Raw genomic sequence first — 20,850 nt, forward strand, 5'->3', positions numbered from 1 at the left:
CCGATCGGCTCTGGCCAGGGCCATTTGGCCCGAGCTTCGGCGCCGTCGGCCAGCGACTCGGCTTCGCCCGGTTCGACACGGTTGGCTATCCGTTTGCCAACTTCGCCGTGTCACGCCGCTGACCGCAGTAGATTGCTGGCGTGGGGAGACGATTGTTGGCCGGCAGCCGGGGGCGCGTGCTCGCGCTGGCGGTCTCGGTCACTGTCGCCGCGGCAATGGTGTACGCACAGAACTCCGAGCCGGACTGTTGTGCACCGGTCCCGGCGGCCACCCCACCGAGCAGTGCGCAGCCGCGGCCGGTGCCCGCTCAAGCCGAGTTGGTGGCGGCCAGTGCGCCGGTGGTGGCCCGCGACTTCCAGTTCTCGCTACCGAAGGGCCCGGCACCCGAGAACGGGCTGCAGATCAAGACGATCTGGGTAGCCCGGGCCATTGCCGTGATGTTTCCCGAGATCACCACGATCGGCGGGTATCGCCAAGATGCTCTGAAGTGGCATCCCAACGGCCTGGCGATCGACGTGATGATTCCGAACTACCACTCCGAGAAGGGGATTGAGCTCGGTAACCAGATCGCCGGGTTCGCCCTGGCCAACGCCGAGCGCTGGGGTGTGCTGCACGTGATCTGGCGGCAGGGGCTGTATCCCGGAATCGGCGCGCCGCACTGGACTGCCGACTACGGCAATGAGACCCTCAACCACTTCGACCACGTGCACATCGCCACCGACGGTGGCGGCTACCCGACCGGGCGCGAGACCTACTTCATGGGTTCGATGAATCGCTAGCCGACCGAATCCGGTTGTGGCGCAATCATGCTGCGTGGCTCACGTGGGTGGCCGAGTCGCCGATGCGGGCGGCGTCGTCGCCAATGATCGTGCGTAGCAGGGCTTGTTGTTCGCGTTGCCCTCGCGACACCGCGCGCTCCATGCCGGGCGGGGAGGCCAGTGCCGCCACGCTACGGATGAGGTTGACCGGCATCCGTAACAGCGGATACCACGGCGGCAGGTAGACCGGCAGGCCCAGAACGCGCATCGCGCTCGGGCCCAGGAACGCACTCGTCACCGACAGGTGCTGCGCCCAGGCCACCCGGCGGCGCAGTCCCGGGAAACGGCGGTAGTGCCACGACAGCGGATCTGCGGCCATCGGGACCGAGAGTTGCTGTGTGGTCTCGTCGGGGCGGGCCAGCGCAGTCGAGGTGTGGTAGAGCACGCGGATGCTGTCGCGGAAGGTGCGCGGCAGCCATTCGTCCTCGACTCCGATCAGCCAGCCCACATAGCGGGTCAGATGCGCGATGGCGTCGAGGTCACCTGGCGCCGGGATGATGCCCATTCCGAGCGAGGCCACCGGCGGGGCGATGAGCGCGCCGACCAGCGTCGCGGCCATGTCGGTCTGGTTGACGGGAAGTCCCCATTCCTCGGCCCGCCAGTCCGGCATGGCCGCCACGTGCCGGCGTACGAAGGCGTGGATCAACCGCACGTGCAGAGTCGACCGGTACCCCACCCCGAGCGGGTCGAGGCCGCCGTCGGAAATGACGTCCATCGCCCACTGCATGGTCTCGGCGAACCGCTGGTTGGAACCCTTCTCCAGAGCACCGGTGCGCAGCAGGGTCTTGTTGAACCCGGAGAACTGGTAGCCCCCGAGCAGCGAGACGTCGCGCGCGATGGCCATGCCGTCGGACCCGCCCCGCAGCAGCGCACGCCGGCCTTTGCGCAGCTTGGCACGATCCACCCAGTCGGGCACGGTCTCGACGCCGATGAAGAACTCGCGCAACGGTTCCGGGGCCTCGGGCACGTTGTCGATCCCGACGCTCAACGCCCGCTCGAACATCGGGCGGGTCTGCTCCATGCCCACTGCGGCCATCCAGTCGACCAGCCGGTCCATCGGTGCGTCGCCGACTGTCAGCCGTTCCCCGAGCCGGCGCCACTGCCCGGCGTCGGGCTCACGCACACCCAGCACCCGGGCGAACGTCCGGATGGCCCCTGGCACCGCGAGCGGCCGCTCGGGATGGCGGGCGGGAACGGTCATCGGCGGCCTCCCAGAAACAACTGACTACGTATGTAGTCAAAAAATAGGCCGGCGGTAGGCTGCTGTCAATGAAGCGGGCACAGGTGGTGCGCGGCTACGGCGGCATCAGCGCGGCCGACCGCCGCAGCGAACGACGGAGCAAACTGCTCGCCGCCGGCCGCCAGATCTGGGGTGAATTCGGGATCTCCGAGGTGACGGTCCGGGCCGTCTGCACGGCCGCCGGGTTGACCTCGCGTTACTTCTACGAACAGTTCCCCAGCCGAGATGCCTTGCTGTTCGCCATCTCCGACGAGGTCCGCGACGAGTTGCTGGCGGCGCTCGTGTCCGCCGGCATCGACAACCCCGGCCCGCTCACCGACAAACTCCGCTCGGCGCTGACCGCCTTCCTCGAGATCATCGCGGCCGATCCCCACATCCACCGGATCGCCACCGGCGATGTCAGCAGCGTGGCCGGCCTGGCCGAACACCGCACGCACATCCTGGAGATGATCACCGAGTCGATCGTCGAGCACGCCCCCGACGTTCTGCCCACCGCGACCCCGAGTCCCGACGAGTTGCGCCGCGGCGCCCGGTTCATGGTCGGCGGGGTGAACCAACTCATCGATGCCTGGCTGCAGGATCCCGTCGAAACACCGGCAGACCTCGCAGCCGAATGCGCCCGACTGTGCGTGGCCGTGGTCCGCGGGGTCACCCAGGCCGACTGAACCGGGGCAGTTTCAACCCACCCGGTCGCGGCAATCCTGTCCGAGGATCACCGAACGGAGGCCTCCGATGAGCCGGCCCGAACCTGACAAAGCCGAATCCGATGTCGAGCGCGATACCCACGTGGCACATTCACGACGTGGCCGGGACGCGGACGGCAGCGACGCGGACGGCAGCCATGTGGGGCAGGCATCCCCCGACGACGATTTCGACAGCGGCGAGACCGGAGCCGAGGCTCGCAGTACGGACAAATGAGCGGCTCGAGCCCGGCAATTGCCGCGCAGTGTGGTAAACGCCATACATTTTGCTCGGCCGGACACAGATCACGACCGACGGGTGGCGCCCGACACACGCAGACCGTGCCGTGCCCCACGCAAAGTCGCACGGCCGCTTTGCCGTTCTCACTGGACTGAGCTGGGGCTTTCTGCCGCGAATGCGTGTACCCCGGCGCCGGCAGCCCGAAGACCCTACCGCGCCGAGCACCCGGTGAGGTCTCCGCCCATCTGATTGCCACTGGCGACGCCAGGCAACATCGCGATTCCGGAAACCCGGCTACTCGCCGGTAGGGTCCGGACCCCGTGGGCAGACACCAGCTGAACAAGGGCCGGCGCCGCCGCCGGTCGGTGGTCATGGCTGCGGTCATCGGACCCGCCGCCGCCATCGTGGCCGTCGGAGCCGATACCGCTCCAGCCGTCCCGGACGCGCCGCAGTGCTGCACGGAGGTCGTCCCGGTGGCAGCCGTCCAGGCGCCGAACCCGCTGCCGGCACGAGCCGACCGCGCTGTGCGCCGTAACACCCGCTTCCCGCTGCCCGCCGGTGTGGCGCTGGAAAAAGGCCTGCAGGTCGAAACGATCTTGGCCGCCCGCGCGGTCAGTGCCCGGTTCCCGCAGATCCTCGACATCGGCGGGGTGCGGGCCGACTCACTGAAGTGGCACCCGAACGGCCTCGCGATCGACGTGATGATTCCGAACTACATGACGCCCGAGGGCAAGGCGCTCGGCGACCGGATCGTGGCATACGCGCTCGAGAATGCCGAGCGCTGGGACGTCAACCACGTGATCTTCCGTCAGGAGATCCACTCCCGCGGCAGGGCACCCAGAAAGATGGCCGACCGCGGCGGCGCCACGGCCAACCACTACGACCACGTGCACATCGCCACCAACGGCGGCGGATTCCCCACCGGGCACGAAACGTACCTCACGTAGCCGAACCCTCGCGCACCCCGTCGCGACACACTGCCCGCGCCTGACCCAGGTCGCCGGGCATTCCCAGCTTCGTCACGCACAATGCCTGCCGGGCACGGTTGTGGTGCCCGACACGGGTGTCGTAGTGTCAACCTAGTTGATTAGTCCCACTAAGGCATTTTCCCAACGTTTGCGACTGGCGCCGCTCATGAAAGGGTCACGGATGCAGCGGGTTTCGATCGCACGGCGCCTCGGCCGACGGTGGACGCTGGTGGTGGCCGTGGTCGTGGTGGCGGTGGCCGCGTTCGTGGTGTACCGGCTGCACGGCGTATTCGGCTCCGAAGACGTCACCTCGACGCCCAGTGGCACCGTGAACGACATCGTTCCGTTCAATCCCAAGCACGTGGTCATGGAGGTCTTCGGTCCACCGGGGACGGTCGCCACCATCACCTACCTGGACGTCGACGCCCAACCCCAGCGCGCCGACGCCGTCCCGCTGCCGTGGCGCTACGACACCACCACCACCCAGCCGGCCGTCTTCGTCAACATCCAGGCGCAGGGCAACACCGATTCCATCGGCTGCCGAATCAAGATCGACGACGTGATCAAGGACGAGAAAACCGTGAACACCGTGAACGCCTACACCTCCTGCCTGGACAAGTCCGGATGAGCCCGCGGTCGTCACGGCGTTCGGTTCCGGACCTGATCCGGCGCTTCTCGGCGCTCATCGTGCTGTTCTGGTTGAGCGTGGCGGTGGTGACGAACGTCTTCGTCCCGCAGCTGGAGACCGTCGCCGAAGCCCACAATGTGTCCCTGAGCCCTCAGGACGCGCCGTCGTTGCAGGCCGCCAAACGGATCGGCAAGGTATTCGACGAGTTCGATTCCGACAGTTCGGCGATGATCGTCCTGGAGGGCGATCAGCCGCTCGGGGCCGAAGCCCACCATTACTACGACGGCTTGATCCAGAAGCTGCGCCAGGACACCACGCACGTCCAGCACATCCAGGATTTCTGGGGCGACCCGCTGACGGCGGCCGGCTCACAGAGCACCGACGGCAAAGCCGCCCTGGTGCAGGTCTACCTCGCCGGCAACCAAGGTGAGTCGTTGGCCAACGAGTCCGTCGACTCGGTACGCGACATCGTCAATCACACCCCGCCGCCCCCGGGCCTCAAGGCCTACGTCACCGGCCCGGCACCACTGGTCACCGATCAATTCGAGGTGGGCCGGCAGGGGACGCTCAAAACCACCCTGATCACCATCGGGGTGATCTTGGTGATGCTGCTGTCGCTCTACCGCCGGGTCACCACGGCGATTCTGGTGCTCTTCACGGTGATGATCGAACTGACCGCCTCGCGCGGCGTCGTCGCGGTGCTGGCCAACGCCGGGATCATCGAGCTGTCAACGTATTCGACGAACCTGCTGACGCTGCTGGTCATCGCCGCCGGCACCGACTACGCGATCTTCATCCTCGGCCGGTTCCACGAAGCGCGTTACGCCGGGCAGGATCGCCTCACGGCGTTCACCACGATGTACCACGGCACCGCGCACATCATCCTGGGATCGGGTCTGACGATTGCCGGTGCGGTGTTGTGCCTGACCTTCACCCGGCTGCCGTATTTCCAGAGCCTGGGCATCCCGGCCGGAGCCGGCGTCCTGGTGGCCGTGGCGGCCGCGTTGACACTGGCGCCCGCCCTGCTGGTGATCGGCCGCCATTTCGGTCTGTTCGAACCCGCCCGGCCCATGCGCACGCGCGGCTGGCGACGCGTCGGCACCGCCATCGTCCGCTGGCCCGGGCCCATCCTGGTGGTGACGGTCGCGGTGGCGCTCATCGGCCTGCTCGCGCTGCCGCGTTACCAGACCAGCTACGACGCGCGGCCGTACATGCCCGCCAGTGCACCAGCCAACGTCGGCTACACCGCCGCCGAACGCCACTTCTCCCAGGCCCGGCTGAACCCGGAACTGCTGATGCTCGAAGCCGACCACGATCTGCGCAACCCCACCGACATGATCCTGCTGGAACGTGTCGCCAAGGCGGTGTTCCACACCGACGGCATCGCCCAGGTGCAGTCGATCACCCGCCCGCTGGGCACTCCCCTGGAGCATACGTCGATCCCGTTCCAGATCAGCGCGAGCAGCGCGCAGCAGATCAACAATTTGCCGTTCCAGCAGGCCCGCGGCGCCGATCTGCTCAAACAGGTTGACGTGATCAACAGTTCGATCGACATTCTGCGTCAGCAGTACGCCTTGCAACAACAGTCGGCCGCCGTCACCGACGAGCAGGCCAAGGCCTTCCAGCAGACCGTGGCCACCGCCGAGGACCTCCGTGACAAGATCGCCGACTTCGATGACCAGTTCCGCCCGCTGCGTAATTACTTCTACTGGGAGCCCCACTGTTTCGACATCCCGATGTGCGCGGCGCTGAGATCGGTGTTCGATGCGCTCGACGGTATCGACGCCCTGACCGATCAGCTCGCCAACGTCTCCGGCAGCATCTCGAAACTCGATGCGCTGCAACCGAAGTTGCTGGCGCTGATACCGCCACAGATCGCCAGTCAGCAGACCAACCGTGACCTGACGCTGACGAACTACGCCACCACCTCGGGCATCAACGACCAGACCGAGGAGGCACTGAAGAACGCCACGGCCCTAGGGCAGGCGTACGACGCATCGAAGACCGATGACTCCTTCTACCTGCCGCCAGAAGCGTTCACCAACCCCGAATTCCAGCGCGGGCTCAAGCTGTTCCTCTCCCCCGACGGCAAAGCCGCCCGGATGATCATCACCCACGACGGGGATCCCGCCACACCCGAAGGCATTTCGCACATCGACGCGATCCGGCATGCCGCACAGGGGGCGGTCAAAGGCACCCCCCTGGCCGGGTCGAAGATCTACCTGGCCGGCACGGCCGCCACCTACAAGGACATCCAGGACGGCGCCAAATACGATCTGATGATCGCCGCCATCGCGGCGCTCACGTTGATTCTGATCGTGATGATGTTCATCACGCGCAGCATGGTGGCCGCCCTCGTCATCGTGGGGACCGTGGCGCTGTCGCTGGGCGCGTCGTTCGGGCTCTCGGTGCTGATCTGGCAGGAGCTGTTCGGCATCGAGTTGTTCTGGATTGTGTTGGCGCTGGCCATCATCCTGTTGCTGGCGGTGGGATCGGACTACAACCTGCTGCTGGTCTCGAGATTCAAGGAGGAGATCGACGCCGGCCTGAACACCGGCATCGTGCGGTCGATGGCCGGCTCCGGCGCGGTGGTCACCTCGGCCGGTCTGGTATTCGCAGCCACGATGGCGTCGTTCATCTTCGCCGACTTGCGGATCCTCGGTCAGATCGGCACCACGATCGCTCTCGGCCTGCTGTTCGACACCCTGATCGTGCGCTCGTTCATGACGCCGTCCCTCGCCGCGCTGCTCGGGCGCTGGTTCTGGTGGCCGCTTCGGGTGCGGCCGCGGCCCGCCAGCCAGATGCTGCAGCCCTACGGTTCGCGCGCGGCGGTGCGTCAGCTGCTGCTGTGGGAGGACGGGGACGCGGCCGCTCCATCCGGGAAGTGACGGAAGTCAGTCTCTGGCAGCAGGACTGAGCTCGTCAGCCGATTGGTCGGTCACCTCGACATTCCGCAACTTACCCTTCAGGCCCGCGACCCGGCGGAGCTGAGCGGCGATGTTCATGGAGGTCAGCATCGGGATCCCGCCGATGAACGTCCGGAAGGACGGGTTGCCGCCATGGACATGGAGCTCGTAGAGGCAGCCGACCACGTAAAAGAAACCCATCGTGAACAGGGCGGCCGGTATCGCGTAGGCCAGGGGTGAGCGCGCATCGGTGACCAGCTCGGTGGCATAGTCGAATTCGTCCTGCGACATCGGTTCCCGCTTGCGAAGTTTGGCGAGCACCGCCTTGTGCGCCCCGACCTTCTCCCCCAGCGCGGCCGGGGACCGCTTCTCCAGGCGGCCCACGTAGACGAACACACCGGCACCGAACGTCACGGCCAGCACACCGGCGAGAATCGTGAGGTCGCCCCAGATGCCGAGATCCATGTCGACTCTCCTTGTCCAGGTTCGGACGTTCCGGGTTCGGACGCCCACGCTCGGGTAATGACAACGACTCTCACGCTACCCGTGCGGTCGGCGCGTCAGGCAAACGGTTCTTCACCCTCGAGCTTGGTGCGGTTGAGCAACCGACCGGACTCCGGGTCATACGGTGTCGCCCGGTGCATGGTCCCGGTGTTGTCCCAGATCACCAAGTCTCCGACCGACCACTGATGGCGGTAGGTGAACTCGGGCCGGGTGGACCATTCGCGGAGTCGCACAAGCAGTTCGGCACTGTCGCGGTAGTCCATCCCCACCACGTGCCGGGCGGTGCAGCCCAGCACCAATGACTTCCGGCCCGATACGTGGTTCCACACCAGCGGCAGTTCCTTGTCGCCGATCCGCATCATCGACCGCAGGTGTTTCAGGCTGGGTTCGGGTTCGTAGTAGAACAGTGAATTCCACGCCGAGTGCATCACCGTGAGCCCCTCCAACCCCACCTTGTCCTCGTCGGACAGGTCGTCGTAGGCCGCGTAGGTGTTGCAGAACTCGGTGTCGCCGCCGCCGTCGGCCGGCAACACCCGACTCGACAGCAGCGACGCCCGAATCGGGACGTCGTTCATCGTGCCGTCGATGTGCCAGTACAGCGAACCCTTGAGGTAGTCCGCCGAACTGTTGACGCTGGCGTCGAGCGTGACGTTGTACAACTTTTCGCCGGTGCGTTCGTCGGCCGCGACCCCAAGCGTCTCGGTGAACGCCACGTGCTCGTCGTCGGTGAACCCGATCTGCGGGAACACCAGGACACCCCGCTGCTCCAGCAGGTCCCGAATCGCTCCGGCCTGCTCGCCCGACAACAACGTCGCCTTGTCGGCGCGGATCTCGGTGCCGATGCGCGGCGTGAGGTCTCGTGTGTTCAGAACGTCGAGGCTCGTGGTCATGATCGGTTCCGGTCCTTTCGTGGTGGGTGAACCCGGCGCGGGTGTCTCCCGCTGCGGCGTACTTGCCAATCGTAAAGTAATCACTTTCCGATCGTAAAGTAAAGGAATTAAGCCATAAAATTGATTGTTCATACGATCGGCCAGTAATGTGTCACACCATGGTTGGCGAGGGAGACACAACGGCCACGACCACCGACGACGCGGAGTGGATACCGGGTACGCGTCGCCGAGTCCTCGACACCGCGGTGTCGCTGTTCGGCCGGTACAGCGTTGCCGGCACGTCGTTGCAGATGATCGCCGACGAACTCGGGCTCACCAAGGCAGCGATCTACTACCACTTCCGCACCCGCGATCAGCTGCTGCTGGCGTTGATGGAACCGATCTTCACCGAGATCGCGGGGGTGGTCGCCGTCGCAGAACAGCAGCCCGACGCAGCCTCCCGCGCGGATGCCATGCTGACCGGCTACGCCGACATCGTCACCCGTCACCGCACCCTGGCCGCCGTCACCACGTTCGACCCCAGCGTGCGGAGCGTGCTGGTGAGCCACCCCCAGTGGTCGGGGGTGATCGACCGGCAGATGGCGTTGCTCGCGGACATCGAACCGGAGCCATCGGACGGGGTCACTGCCTCGGTGGCGCTCACCGGGGTGGCCGGTGGGGCGTCGACCGCATCTCACCGGATCGACGACGAAACCCTGCGCGCACAGTTGATCGCCGCCGGGCGACGCATCCTCGGGCTGCCGCACCCGTCGTCGCGCAGCTAACCGTCCCGCGCGCGTGACCGATCGCGCTGTGCTTCGCGGCTTTTCACGGCGCCACCGCGATCCTCGAGGTGGCCTATCTCCTCGGACAGGGCGCGGGTGCGGTGCTGATCGCGAACATCGTCGTCCGGATCATCGCCACTGCCGTCTTTGCGGTCCTGGCCCGCAGCCGACGCGCGTGAGCCCGGCGCGTCGGTCCCGACATCGAGAGCAAAGAGCGCGATGATGCAAATGTGGCTGTTGATACGAATGTGACCAACGTGTCGGTCCCCCCGTCGTCCGGCCCGGAAACAGACGGGATGTCGGCCGATTCCGAAACGGGCCCGGCGTCGTCGTCACAGCAGCAACGTGTGTGGACGATGCCCACGCCCGCGTCGGCCCGCACGCAGGCCGACGCGGTGGGCCGGATCGCGGCCGACGCCGGTGCGGCCATCGTCCGGTTCCTCGCCGGCGTCGCCCGATCGGGCGCCCGCACCGCCACACACCTGTCCCGCGCGGTCGCGGCGGTGCCGCCGCCGGTGCGCTGGCTGGCCGTGGCGGGGCTACTCATCCTGCTGGGCATCGTCGGCGCCGTCGTCCTGCCGGACACACTGGGCCTGGTGTGCATCATCGTGGTGATCCCGGTGTGCTCGATCACCTTGGGCGCGTTGGGACATCGCTGGTACGCCGGCTTCGACCCGCAGCCCGCACCGCACGTCGAGAGCCCGGCGACCGCCTCGGCGTCGGATCTGCAACGGTCGGTCGAATATGTCGACAAAAAGCTCGCCGTCGCCCTCGGCGCGTTTGCCGCCGAACACCAGCAGCATGCGATGATCGCCCTGTTCCAGGCCAAGACCGCCGTCGAGCTCACACTCGGCACGGAGCAGGAAGCCGGCGCTCCGATCGACGCCCTGTTGTCGGTGGACGCCCATAGCGCCCGGCCGCGCATCCGGGTCGGGGCCGCAGCCGCAGCGTTGAGAGAAAGCAATTCCCTGGCGGCGTCATGAACAACGACCCCACGCTGTCCGGCCAGGTCGCGCTCATCGAGGACGACTACACCTTGGTGATCAATCGTGGCGCCGAGGCCGGCGTGACGCCCGGCATGGTGTTCGCCGTGCTCTCCGAGTCCGGTCAGGTGATCACCGACCCCGAATCCGGCCGGGAATTGGGCAGACTCACCCGCGAGAAGCTCCGGGTCCGGGTGTTCGACGTGCAGCCGCTGTTCTCCCGGGCGCACACCTTCGCCAGGACCGACGACTTCTACGGCCTGTTCCAGGCCACCGCCGAGGTGACCGTCGACGTCGGCGACCGCCTCGAATTGGTCACCGGCGAAGCCGAGTTCCGGCGGGTGTCGTCCGGATAGACCTGGGGCGCAACCGGGTGCGCGACCGCCGAGCGCCGGCCGCGCACCCGTTGCCGCAACGTGTGCTCAGTTGCCGGTGGGCAGCGAGATGTTCACGCCGTCGGCTGCAAGTTGGTCCCGCACGAACTTGAACCGCTGGTACTGCGAGACGGTGATCGGACCCGTATATCCCTCACTCTGAAGTTGCCGCGGTGGGTACTTCAGATAGGTCTGCATCAGCTCCTTGATCGCCTCGTTGAAGACCACGAGGGTCCAGGTGTGCTCCGTGTAGTTGTTCATGAACACGTCGTAGCGTTCCTGTGGGTCCTGCCAGAGATCGAAGATCTGCGGAACCGTCGCCACGTACGACTGTGCGCCTTTCCAGCCGAGGTTGGTATCGACCGCGAGGCCGCCGGTGCTGGCGCCGTCGTCGCCGCGCAGGTTGAACACGGCCTTGTAGTGGCCCGCCCGCACGGCGCCGGGCGTCAGTTCGTTCTCGCTGAAGTAGAACCAGTTCTTGCGGTCGGAGGAGCCCTTGCCGAACAGCACCGGCGACATGTCGTAGCTGTCGAAGATGGTGGGCTCACCTTCCCGGTCCTTGTCCGGCAACTCGGCACCGGCCAGCGTGGCGAACGTTGCCATGAAATCGAGGCCACCGACGATGTCCGCGCTGCGGGTACCGGCCTTGATCCCCGGGCCCCACGCGATCGCAGGAACTCGGTTTCCGCCCTCGCGAACGGTGCCCTTGGTACCGCGGAACGGTGTGTAGCCCGCGTCAGGGTAGACGTCCTGCCAGGCACCGTTGTCCGTCGTCCAGAACACATACGTGTTCTCGGCCAGCCCGAGCGAGCGGATCTTGTCCATGATGTTGCCGATCCGGGCGTCGTTCTCCACGATCGAATCCGCATACTTCGACTTCGAGAGCGATTTGCCCTTGAAATCCGGGTGCGGCATGTTCGGCTGGTGCACCTTCATGAAGTTGACGTGTAGGAAGAACGGGGTGTCGGACTTCGCGTTGGCGTCCAGGTATTCGAGGGCGTCCTGCTCGACGTACTCGTCGTAGAACGGGATGCCCACGACCCCCTTCTCCGGGGTGTTGACGTACTGACCGTTGACCTTGAAGTCCTCTTTGACCTCGCCGCCGGCTTTCCCCGACAGCGCGCCCTTGGTCACCTGGGCGAACATCTCACGGAGCTCGTCGTCCATGTCCGGGAACCATTCCGGGTCGGCATAGGTGTACGCGTTGAGGTGGTAGAGCCCGCAATGGCGCATCTCGTCGTAGCCGTGCGCGGTGGGCAGCGCATAGTCGGACTCACCGAGGTGCCACTTGCCGGTGAAGAACGTCTGGTAACCGGCGGTCTTGAGGACGGAGGCAAGCGTCCACTCGGCCGCCGGCAGCCCGCCGCCCTGGCCCTGGAAGGCGACCGTGGTCATGCCGCTGCGGTTGGGGATGCGCCCGGTGAGCATCGCCGCACGTCCGGGTGTGCAGCTCGGTTGTGCGTAGAACGACAGGAACTGCATGCCGTCCGCGGCCAGTTTGTCGAGATTGGGGGTGGGCATGCCGCGGTTCTCGCCACCGCCGTATATGCCCGCATCGCCGTAACCGAAGTCGTCGGAGACGATGAGAACGATGTTCGGCTTGGACTTGTCTGATGACGCTGCCATGTGCACCTCCTGGTGACGTGCCGTCAGCTCGCTGACCGCAGTTGGATTTCATCGATCGATGACGGCCTCGATGGGCCGAACTCGTAGCCGGACCCGACGTGGCGATGCGCGTCTGGCGATGGCGCGCTGGCACTTCCCCACTGGGTCACACTCGCCACCCTGCCAGCAATTCACCGTCGACGCCGCAAACTGCCACAGGTTCCGGGGACACACTGCTGAAATCGTTACCTCCTCACCCGAAACGGGTGAGGGCATGGTGGCACAGGTCAATTCCGGTTCGCCTGGGCCCAGGCTTCGGCAGTGGTGGTGGCAATTCCCCGAAACACGTTGTAGGACTGTTCTTTCGGTCAGGCAACCCCGGTGGGGCGAGCGAACACCGCGCGGTACCTGCGCATCGGGTCTGCGGGTCGGGCAGAGAGTTGATCGCGCAGATGGCCGGTGATCATCCCGGTCCGGCGCGCAAAACCGGTAGCGCGTGAGTACGCGCAGGTAGCGTCGGTTGAAGCGGTCAACCATGGCTCGTCTGAACCGGGCAGGAGGTCAGCGATGGGCGCTCAGGACATGGTTCGGGTGCGGGGCGCGCGTGAGCACAATCTGCGGAACGTCGATGTGGAGGTTCCGCGCGATGCCTTGGTCGCGTTCACCGGGGTGTCGGGTTCGGGCAAGTCCTCCCTGGCCTTCGGCACCCTGTTCGCCGAGTCCCAGCGCCGGTACCTGGAATCCGTCGCACCGTATGCGCGTCGCCTGATCGACCAGGTGGGCGTGCCGGACGTGGATTCCATCGAAGGCATGCCGCCGGCCGTCGCACTGCGACAACAGCGAGGCGCCACCAGCACGCGGTCGTCGGTCGGCAGTGTGACGACCCTGTCGAGCCTGATCCGCATGCTCTACTCACGCGCGGGAAATTACCCGGCAAACCAGCCGATGCTCTTCGCCGAAGACTTCTCCCCCAACACACCTCAGGGGGCCTGCCCGACCTGCCATGGCATGGGCCGCGTGTACGAGGTGACCGAAGCGCTCATGGTGCCGGACCCGACACTGACGATCCGTGAGCGCGCCGTCGCCTCGTGGCCACCGGCCTGGTACGGCCAGAACCTGCGCGACATCCTGGTCTCGCTCGGTTACGACGTCGACGTCCCGTGGAAAACGTTGCCGCGCAAGGACCGCGACTGGATCCTGTTCACCGAGGAACGCCCTACGGTGCCGGTCTATGCCGGCCTCACCCCGAAGGAAACCCGGCGTGCCATCAAGGACGACTGGGAACCCAGCTACCAGGGCACCTTCATCGGTGCGCGTCGATACGTGCTCGACACCTTCGCCACCACCAAGAGCGCCGGCGTCAAGAAGCGAGTCGCACAGTTCGTCGGAAGCGGCCCGTGCCCGGCGTGCCACGGAAAACGACTGAAACCCGAGGCACTCTCGGTGACGTTCGAGGGTCTCGACATCGCCGCACTGTCCCGGCTCACGTTGGATCAACTCGCGGCCCTCTGCAGTACCGTGCTCGGTCCACGGTGGGGGCCGGCCACGTCCGGTGCGGTACTCGACGAAAAGGCTCGCAAGTCGGCTGTCGAGGCGCGGGTCGCAGCGGGTGGAGCCGCTCATGTCGCCGCACCGGACGTTCGGCAGACACCCAACATGTCAGCCGAAAAGCGGGCTGCGGCACAGCGATTGGTGGCGGATCTGCAAGAGAGATTGCAGCCGCTCATCGATCTGGGGCTGGGGTATCTCTCCCTCGCCCGCAGCACACCGACGCTGTCGGGCGGCGAGTTGCAGCGCGTCCGGCTCGCCACGCAGCTGTCGTCTCAGCTGTTCGGCGTCGTCTACGTCCTCGACGAGCCCTCGGCCGGTCTGCATCCCCGCGACCGCGACGCGTTGCGTGACATCCTGCAGCGACTCAAGCGCAGCGGCAACAGCGTCTTCGTGGTGGAGCACTCGCTCGATGTCATCGCCGCCGCCGACTGGCTGGTCGATATCGGGCCTGGCGCCGGGGAGGACGGCGGCCAGATCCTCTACAGCGGGCCACCGGCCGGCCTGGCCGACGTCGCTGAATCCGTCACGCGCCGTTACCTGTTCGATGCGGGCGCACGTACCGGCCCGCGCACGCCGCGCGACCGCAACGACTGGCTGGAGCTTGCCGGCGTGCGGCGCAACAACCTGCACGACATCTCGGTGTCGGTCCCCTTGCGATGCCTCACCGCGGTGACCGGCGTATCCGGATCGGGCAAATCGAGCCTGGTCGCGCACGCGCTCGCCGAGATCGTCGGCGATCACCTGGGTCGCCCCGTCCGGTTCGACGACCCCGGTGACGACGACCTCCTCGCCGAGGCCGCGCCGCCCGCCTCGGGTGAAGTCGTCGGCGACATCCGCGGTGTACGCCGGATCGTGTGCATCGACCAAAAGCCGATCGGCCGCACCCCGCGGTCCAACGTCGCCACCTACACCGGGGTGTTCGACCACATCCGCCGACGGTTCGCCGAAACTCCCGAGGCGCAGAAACGCGGCTACAAACCCGGAAGATTCTCGTTCAACGTCGCCGGCGGACGCTGCCCCACCTGCGAAGGCGAGGGGTGGGTGATGGTCGAGCTGCTGTTCCTGCCCAGCGTCTACAGTCCGTGCCCGGACTGCCACGGAACCCGGTACAACCCCGAGACGCTCGAGATCCGCTGGCGCGGACGCAACATCGCCGAGGTGCTGGAACTCAGCACCTCGGCCGCCCGTGACTTCTTCGACGGCGAGCCCGACATCCTCCGCGCATTGGAGGCCCTCGGCGATGTCGGGCTGGGCTATCTGCGGCTCGGACAGCCGGCCACCGAACTGTCCGGCGGCGAGGCGCAGCGGGTCAAACTCGCCGGCGAACTGCAGCGCGCGCACCGAGGCGACACGCTCTATCTGCTGGACGAGCCCACCGCAGGTCTGCACCCCGCCGACACCGACCGGCTGCTCGCCCACCTGCACCGGCTCGTCGATGCCGGCAACACCGTGGTGGCCGCCGAGCTGGACATGCGGGTGGTCGCCCAGGCGGACCACGTCATCGACCTGGGGCCCGGGGCCGGCGCCGCCGGTGGGCGGATCGTCGCCACCGGCACCCCGACCGAGATTGCCGAGTGCTCTGACAGCGCCACCGCCGCCTACCTCGCCGCGGCACTCGGGGCATAAAAAAACCGCCTGCGAACAGGCGGTTTAGTGTGTCGGGCTGACAGGATTTGAACCTGCGACCACTTGACCCCCAGTCAAGTGCGCTACCAAGCTGCGCCACAGCCCGCGTGCTTCCGGCTTGCACCGGCAGCGAGTCGAAAGCTTACCGTAGAGGTCCGGTTTCGCCCCAATCGCTCCCCCCGCGCGTCACCGCGCGGCCGCGTCGGGCTCGTCCGCCAGCTGTTCCTCGGCCGGCTCCTCGGGCTCAAGCTCGGTGGGCAGGTATTCCGGTGCCCGGGACACCCGCCAGGCGTAGAGCACCAGCCCCGCCCAGACCACCACGATCGTGACGTAGACGGCCGTGGAGGCCGCGCCGTGGATGTCGAAGTACTTGAGCAGCTTCTGGGCGTTGGTCAGCACGATCACGCCGCCCACCGCGGTGCCCAACAACGCGGGGCTGATCTTGGACACCAGCCAGGCCGCCAGCGGTGCGGCCAGCACGCCACCCGCTGCCAGACCGGCCACCACCGGGAGGTTGTCCAAGAAGTCCTGCCGAAGGCCCACCACGAACCCCAGCGACGCCGACACCGCGACCAGGAACTCCGAGGCGCTGACCGACCCGATCACGGTGCGTGGTGCCGCCTTGCCGCGCGAGAGCAGCGTGCTGGTGGTGATCGGCCCCCAACCGCCGCCACCGGAGGCGTCGATGAAGCCACCGAGCAGCCCCAGCGGGGTGAGGAACTTCGCGGTGTGCGGTGTGCCGCCGGCGCGGAAGGCGGGCGGCGTCCGCAGCGAGAACCGCAGCAGCACATACACACCGATGGCCAGCAGGATCGCCGCCATCAACGGTGCGGCATCCTCGGTCGACAGCGACGACAGCACGGTGGCGCCCAGGAAGGCACCGACCGCCCCGGGCGCACCGAGCTTGAGCACGATCTGCCAGTCGATGTTCTTGAACCGCCAATGCGACAGGCCCGAGGCCAGCGTGGTGCCCACTTCCGCCAGGTGCACCGCGGCGCTGGCCTGCGCCGAGGCCACCCCGCTGAGTACCAGCAGGGTCGAGGCGGTGACACCGAAGGCCATCCCGAGCGCACCGTCGACCAACTGGGCTCCGAGGCCGACGAGCGTGAAGATCAGAAGCGAACGCATACGGTTCGGCTGCTTTCGATTGTGGTCACCGACCAGGCGACCCGACGGAAGATGGGCGCGTATCTACCGGCGCGCGCGACACCACTCGTCGAAAGCCATCAGCCGACGCGAGGGCCAGAAGGGCTCAAGAGCAGCCAGAGCAGACGGCGCGGTGCGGTAGGCGAGTTCAGCCACCGGTCACCCCTTCCTGCTCGACAGTTGTCGTGACTTTACCTGAGCCCTCGGACGGGGCCGGTGCGGCCCTACAGGCTGAGCAGCCGGTAGAGCCCGATCAGGCCCACCACCACGATCACGGCGCGCAGCGCGTTCGGCGACAGCCGCCGGCCGTAGTGCGCACCGAGGAACCCACCGATCAGCGACCCGACCGCGATCAGCCCCGCGGCCACCCAGCTGATCCGGTCGAACGCCACGATGGTGTAGGCCACCGCCGCCACCACGTTCACCAGCAACGACAGCAGGTTCTTGGCGGCGTTCATGCGCTGGATCGACTCGGGCAGCAGCGCGCCCATCACGGCGATGAGCAGGATGCCCTGCGCCGCGGTGAAATAGCCGCCGTAGACGCCGACGGCGAAGGTGCCGAGTACCAATACCGCCATCCGGCGCGAGCTGACGTGGTCGGCGGACTGCCCCGACGCCTCGGCGCGTCGCCGCGCCCAGGCCTGGATGCGCGGCCCGACGACGACCAGGATCAGCGCCAAGATCAACAGCACCGGCACCACCGCGACGAACACCTTTTCCGGCAGGTGCAGCAGCAGCCAGGACCCCAGCCCGGCGCCGATCAGCGAGCCGGGGATCTGCCAGCGCAGCCGCTTCCACTGGCCCCGCAGCTCGCGGCGGTAACCCCAGGTGCCCGACACCCCACCGGCGACCAGGCCGACGGCATTCGACATGGTCGAGGTGACCGGTGGAATCCCCAGCGTCACCAGGGTGGGGAACGTGATCAGGGTGCCGGACCCGACGATGGCGTTGATCGCGCCCGCGCCGACACCGGCCAGCGCGATGAGGATCATGTGGGTGACCGACATTCGGGCCACCCTATCGGCCCGATTTGTGTGCGTTCAGCGGCGCCTACCGCCGCTGCACGCACACAAATCGCGGGCTATCGGCGCCGCTTGGGTGCGCCGCGCTTCTCCCGGACCCGGACGTTGATCTTCACCGGGCTGCCGTCGAAACCGAACTGCTCACGCAACCGGCGCTCCAGGAACCGGCGGTAGCCGGCCTCCAGGAATCCGGAAGTGAACAGCACGAAGGTCGGCGGCCGGGTGGCGGCCTGGGTGGCGAACAGGATCTTGGGCTGCTTGCCGCCACGCACCGGCGGCGGCGTCGCGGCCACCACCTCTTTGAGGAAGTTGTTGAGCTGCCCGGTGGAGATGCGTTTGTCCCAGGACGCCAGCGATGTCTCCAGGGCCGGCACCAGCTTCTGCACCGCCCGGCCGGTCATCGCCGAGATGTTGACCCGCGGCGCCCACTGCACCTGCACCAGTTCCCGGTCGATCTCTTTGTCCAACAGATAGCGCCGGTCCTCGTCGACCAGATCCCATTTGTTGAACGCGATGACCAGTGCCCGCCCGGCCTCGATCACCATCGACAGCACCCGCAGGTCCTGCTCGGTCAGCGGCTGGGAAGCATCGATCAGCATGATCGCGACCTCGGCCGCATCGATCGCGCCGTGGGTGCGCACCGAGGCGTAGAACTCGTGGCCGCTGGCCTGGCCGACCTTGCGGCGCAGCCCTGCGGTGTCGACGAATCGCCAAGTCTTGCCGCCCAATTCGATCAGCGAGTCAACCGGGTCGACGGTCGTCCCTGCGACGTCGTGCACCACCGAGCGTTCGTCGCCGGCCAGCCGGTTCAACAGCGAACTCTTCCCGACATTCGGCTTGCCCACCAGCGCCACCCGGCGTGGTCCGCCGGCGCCGGCCCCACCCACCTCGGACACCTCGGGCAGCTTTTCCATCACGGTGTCGAGCAGGTCGGCCACGCCGCGGCCGTGCATGGCGCTGATCGAGTGCGGCTCACCGATGCCCAGTGACCACAGCGCCGCGGCATCGGACTCACCGCGCTGGGTGTCAACCTTGTTGGCCGCCAGGAAAACCGGCTTGCCCGACTTGCGCAGCATCCGTGCCGCGGCCTCGTCGGCCGACGTCGCTCCGACGACTGCGTCGACCACCAGGATGATCGCGTCGGCGGTGCGCATCGCCACCAGCGCCTGGTCGGCGACAAGCTGCTGCAACCCCTTGGCGTCGGGTTCCCATCCCCCGGTGTCCTGCACCATGAATCGGCGGCCGAGCCAGTTCGCGTCATAGGACACCCGGTCTCGGGTCACCCCGGGGATGTCCTGCACGACGGCCTCGCGACGACCCAGGATCCGGTTCACCAGAGTCGATTTGCCGACGTTGGGCCGGCCGACGACGGCCACCACCGGCGGTGGCGCCGCGGCCTCCTCGAGAACCTCGGCGACCTCGTCGCTGAGTTCCCAGTCGCTCTCGTCCGACCAGGTACCGTCACCGTCCGAGGCAGTCATCGCCGCACCCCTGCCTGCTGTGTCGCCAGGTCGAGAAGGTATGCCACAACCTGTGTTTGGTCCATGTCGCTGGTGTCGACCACCAACGCGTCCTCGGCGGCCCGCAGCGGCGATACCGCCCGGGTCGAGTCCAGGTGGTCGCGGCGCTGCACGTCGGCCAGCACCGTCGCGTAGTCGTCGGGCAGTCCGCTCGCGATGTTCTGGGCATTGCGGCGCCGGGCCCGCTCCTCGGCCGAAGCCGTGAGGAAGATCTTGACGTCGGCCTTGGGCAGTACCACGGTGCCGATGTCGCGCCCTTCGACCACCACACGGCCGCCCGAGGCGGCCAGCTCGCGCTGCAGCTCGACCAGCCGGGCCCGCACCGCGGGCACCGCCGAGACCGCCGAGACCGCCCGGGTCACCTCATCACCGCGGATCTCGGTCGAAACGTCTTCACCGGCAAGGTAAGCGCGGTCCTCGGAAGGGTCCGAGCCCACGCCCACGACCGCGGTCGACGCCGCCGCGTCGATCGCCTCGGCATCGTCGAGGGCGGCCCCCGAACGCAGCACCGCCAGCGTGACGATGCGGTACATCGCGCCGGTGTCCAGGTAGCTTGCGCCCAGAGCTTTCGCCAAACCCCTTGACACCGAGGACTTTCCGGTCCCGGCCGGTCCATCGACCGCCACCACCAGAGATCCGCTCACATTCCCACCGCCTGATAGAGCTCACCGATTTCCTTGCGGCTGAGCGCTCTGATGCTGCCCGGCCGCTGGTCCCCCAGCGCCACCGAGCCGATGTCGGTGCGGACCAGCTCCTGCACCGGGAAATCCACTGCGGCCAGCATGCGTCGCACGATGCGGTTGCGGCCCTCGTGCAAGGTGACCTTCACCAGGGTCTTGCCCGGCACCGTGTCCACCACCGCGAAGTCATCGACGTGGGCCGGCCCGTCGTCCAGTTCGACACCGGCACGCAGCTTCTTGCCCAGCCCGCGTGGCACCGTGCCCACCACGGTGGCCACATAGGTCTTGGGGATCTCGTAGGACGGGTGCATCAACCGGTGGGCGAGCTCGCCGTCGTTGGTCAGCAACAGCAGCCCCTCGGTGTCGGCGTCCAGTCGGCCGACGTGGAACAACTTCTTGTTGCCCCGGACCCGATGCTCGACCAGATCGCCGACACAAGGCCGGCCACGTTCGTCGGACATCGTCGACAGCATGCCGCGCGGCTTGTTGATCGCCAGGTACACCAGGGTCTCGTCGAGCACCACCCGCGAACCGTCCACCCGGATCTCGGCGGTCCCCGGGTCGACCCGGGTGCCCAGCTCGGTCACCAACCGGCCATCGACCTCCACGCGCCCGTCGGTGATCATCCGTTCGGCCACCCGCCGTGAGGCAATTCCGGCCTGCGACAACACTTTTTGTAGTCGCACACCACTTTCGTCAGCCAT

Annotated in this window: 19 protein-coding genes and 1 tRNA gene; 10 read left to right on the forward strand and 10 right to left on the reverse strand. The window is 67.2% G+C overall.

Going from position 1 to position 20,850, the window contains the following annotated elements; all coding sequences use genetic code 11:
• The first annotated feature begins 140 nt into the window (after positions 1-140).
• Positions 141-779 carry a VldE C-terminal domain-containing protein gene (locus tag FR943_RS15890; protein WP_217158868.1) on the forward strand — a complete coding sequence of 213 codons (639 nt, stop codon included), beginning with the start codon at positions 141-143 and terminating at the stop codon, positions 777-779.
• Positions 780-804: 25 nt separating this feature from the next.
• On the opposite strand, the gene FR943_RS15895 is transcribed toward FR943_RS15890, so the two are convergent.
• Complete coding sequence (locus FR943_RS15895) at positions 805-2,019, reverse strand: oxygenase MpaB family protein (RefSeq protein ID WP_217158871.1); 1,215 nt, start codon at positions 2,017-2,019, stop codon at positions 805-807.
• Positions 2,020-2,087: 68 nt separating this feature from the next.
• Between FR943_RS15895 and FR943_RS15900 the strand changes: the two genes are divergently transcribed.
• The 5 genes from FR943_RS15900 to FR943_RS15920 all read left to right on the forward strand — a co-directional run bounded on the left by FR943_RS15900 (position 2,088) and on the right by FR943_RS15920 (position 7,463).
• Positions 2,088-2,723 (forward strand): TetR/AcrR family transcriptional regulator, encoded by a 636-nt coding sequence (locus FR943_RS15900; protein ID WP_217158873.1) that lies wholly within the window; start codon positions 2,088-2,090, stop codon positions 2,721-2,723.
• Positions 2,724-2,790: 67 nt separating this feature from the next.
• Complete coding sequence (locus FR943_RS15905) at positions 2,791-2,976, forward strand: hypothetical protein (protein ID WP_217158875.1); 186 nt, start codon at positions 2,791-2,793, stop codon at positions 2,974-2,976.
• A gap of 323 nt (positions 2,977-3,299) precedes the next feature.
• The gene (locus FR943_RS15910) at positions 3,300-3,926 is read left to right on the forward strand and encodes a VldE C-terminal domain-containing protein (protein WP_217158876.1); all 627 of its coding nucleotides are present in this window, start codon (positions 3,300-3,302) and stop codon (positions 3,924-3,926) included.
• Positions 3,927-4,128: 202 nt separating this feature from the next.
• On the forward strand, positions 4,129-4,575 hold the full coding sequence (locus FR943_RS15915; protein WP_217158878.1) for an MmpS family transport accessory protein: 447 nt from the start codon (positions 4,129-4,131) through the stop codon (positions 4,573-4,575).
• A complete protein-coding gene (locus FR943_RS15920) occupies positions 4,572-7,463 on the forward strand; it encodes an MMPL/RND family transporter (protein ID WP_217158880.1) in 2,892 nt (963 codons plus the stop codon). Before FR943_RS15915 ends, FR943_RS15920 begins: the two co-directional genes overlap by 4 nt.
• 6 nt (positions 7,464-7,469) lie before the next feature.
• On the opposite strand, the gene FR943_RS15925 is transcribed toward FR943_RS15920, so the two are convergent.
• Both FR943_RS15925 and FR943_RS15930 read right to left on the reverse strand, forming a co-directional pair.
• Positions 7,470-7,946 (reverse strand): hypothetical protein, encoded by a 477-nt coding sequence (locus tag FR943_RS15925; protein ID WP_217158882.1) that lies wholly within the window; start codon positions 7,944-7,946, stop codon positions 7,470-7,472.
• Positions 7,947-8,041: 95 nt separating this feature from the next.
• Positions 8,042-8,875, reverse strand: coding sequence for a TauD/TfdA dioxygenase family protein (locus tag FR943_RS15930; protein WP_217158884.1), 834 nt, complete (start codon positions 8,873-8,875; stop codon positions 8,042-8,044).
• 158 nt (positions 8,876-9,033) lie between these two features.
• Between FR943_RS15930 and FR943_RS15935 the strand changes: the two genes are divergently transcribed.
• The 3 genes from FR943_RS15935 to FR943_RS15945 all read left to right on the forward strand — a co-directional run bounded on the left by FR943_RS15935 (position 9,034) and on the right by FR943_RS15945 (position 10,978).
• Positions 9,034-9,639 (forward strand): TetR/AcrR family transcriptional regulator, encoded by a 606-nt coding sequence (locus FR943_RS15935; RefSeq protein ID WP_217158886.1) that lies wholly within the window; start codon positions 9,034-9,036, stop codon positions 9,637-9,639.
• 356 nt (positions 9,640-9,995) lie between these two features.
• Entirely contained in the window at positions 9,996-10,622 is a 627-nt protein-coding gene (locus FR943_RS15940; protein WP_246585058.1) for a hypothetical protein, read from the forward strand.
• Entirely contained in the window at positions 10,619-10,978 is a 360-nt protein-coding gene (locus tag FR943_RS15945; RefSeq protein WP_217158888.1) for a hypothetical protein, read from the forward strand. Before FR943_RS15940 ends, FR943_RS15945 begins: the two co-directional genes overlap by 4 nt.
• Positions 10,979-11,044: 66 nt before the next feature.
• Here the strand turns inward: FR943_RS15945 and FR943_RS15950 are convergent, their stop codons facing one another.
• A complete protein-coding gene (locus FR943_RS15950) occupies positions 11,045-12,622 on the reverse strand; it encodes an arylsulfatase (RefSeq protein ID WP_217158890.1) in 1,578 nt (525 codons plus the stop codon).
• A 546-nt stretch (positions 12,623-13,168) separates the two neighbouring features.
• On the opposite strand from FR943_RS15950, the gene FR943_RS15955 reads away from it, so the two are divergent.
• Complete coding sequence (locus FR943_RS15955) at positions 13,169-15,778, forward strand: excinuclease ABC subunit UvrA (protein ID WP_217158892.1); 2,610 nt, start codon at positions 13,169-13,171, stop codon at positions 15,776-15,778.
• Between the two features lie 32 nt (positions 15,779-15,810).
• On the opposite strand, the gene FR943_RS15960 is transcribed toward FR943_RS15955, so the two are convergent.
• From FR943_RS15960 to FR943_RS15985, 6 genes are all read right to left on the reverse strand, one after another.
• A tRNA-Pro gene (locus FR943_RS15960) sits at positions 15,811-15,884 on the reverse strand.
• Positions 15,885-15,964: 80 nt separating this feature from the next.
• Positions 15,965-16,906, reverse strand: a complete 942-nt coding sequence (locus FR943_RS15965) for a sulfite exporter TauE/SafE family protein (RefSeq protein WP_217158894.1) — start codon at positions 16,904-16,906, stop codon at positions 15,965-15,967.
• 242 nt (positions 16,907-17,148) lie between these two features.
• Entirely contained in the window at positions 17,149-17,931 is a 783-nt protein-coding gene (locus tag FR943_RS15970; protein ID WP_217158896.1) for a sulfite exporter TauE/SafE family protein, read from the reverse strand.
• A gap of 74 nt (positions 17,932-18,005) precedes the next feature.
• Entirely contained in the window at positions 18,006-19,427 is a 1,422-nt protein-coding gene (der, locus tag FR943_RS15975; RefSeq protein ID WP_217158898.1) for a ribosome biogenesis GTPase Der, read from the reverse strand.
• Positions 19,424-20,110 (reverse strand): (d)CMP kinase, encoded by a 687-nt coding sequence (gene cmk, locus FR943_RS15980; RefSeq protein WP_217158900.1) that lies wholly within the window; start codon positions 20,108-20,110, stop codon positions 19,424-19,426. Before cmk ends, der begins: the two co-directional genes overlap by 4 nt.
• On the reverse strand, positions 20,107-20,850 hold the full coding sequence (locus tag FR943_RS15985) for a pseudouridine synthase (RefSeq protein WP_217158902.1): 744 nt from the start codon (positions 20,848-20,850) through the stop codon (positions 20,107-20,109). The genes cmk and FR943_RS15985 overlap by 4 nt, the downstream gene beginning before the upstream one ends.

Source organism: [Mycobacterium] fortunisiensis (assembly GCF_019050325.1).
Lineage (GTDB): Bacteria > Actinomycetota > Actinomycetes > Mycobacteriales > Mycobacteriaceae > Mycobacterium > Mycobacterium fortunisiensis.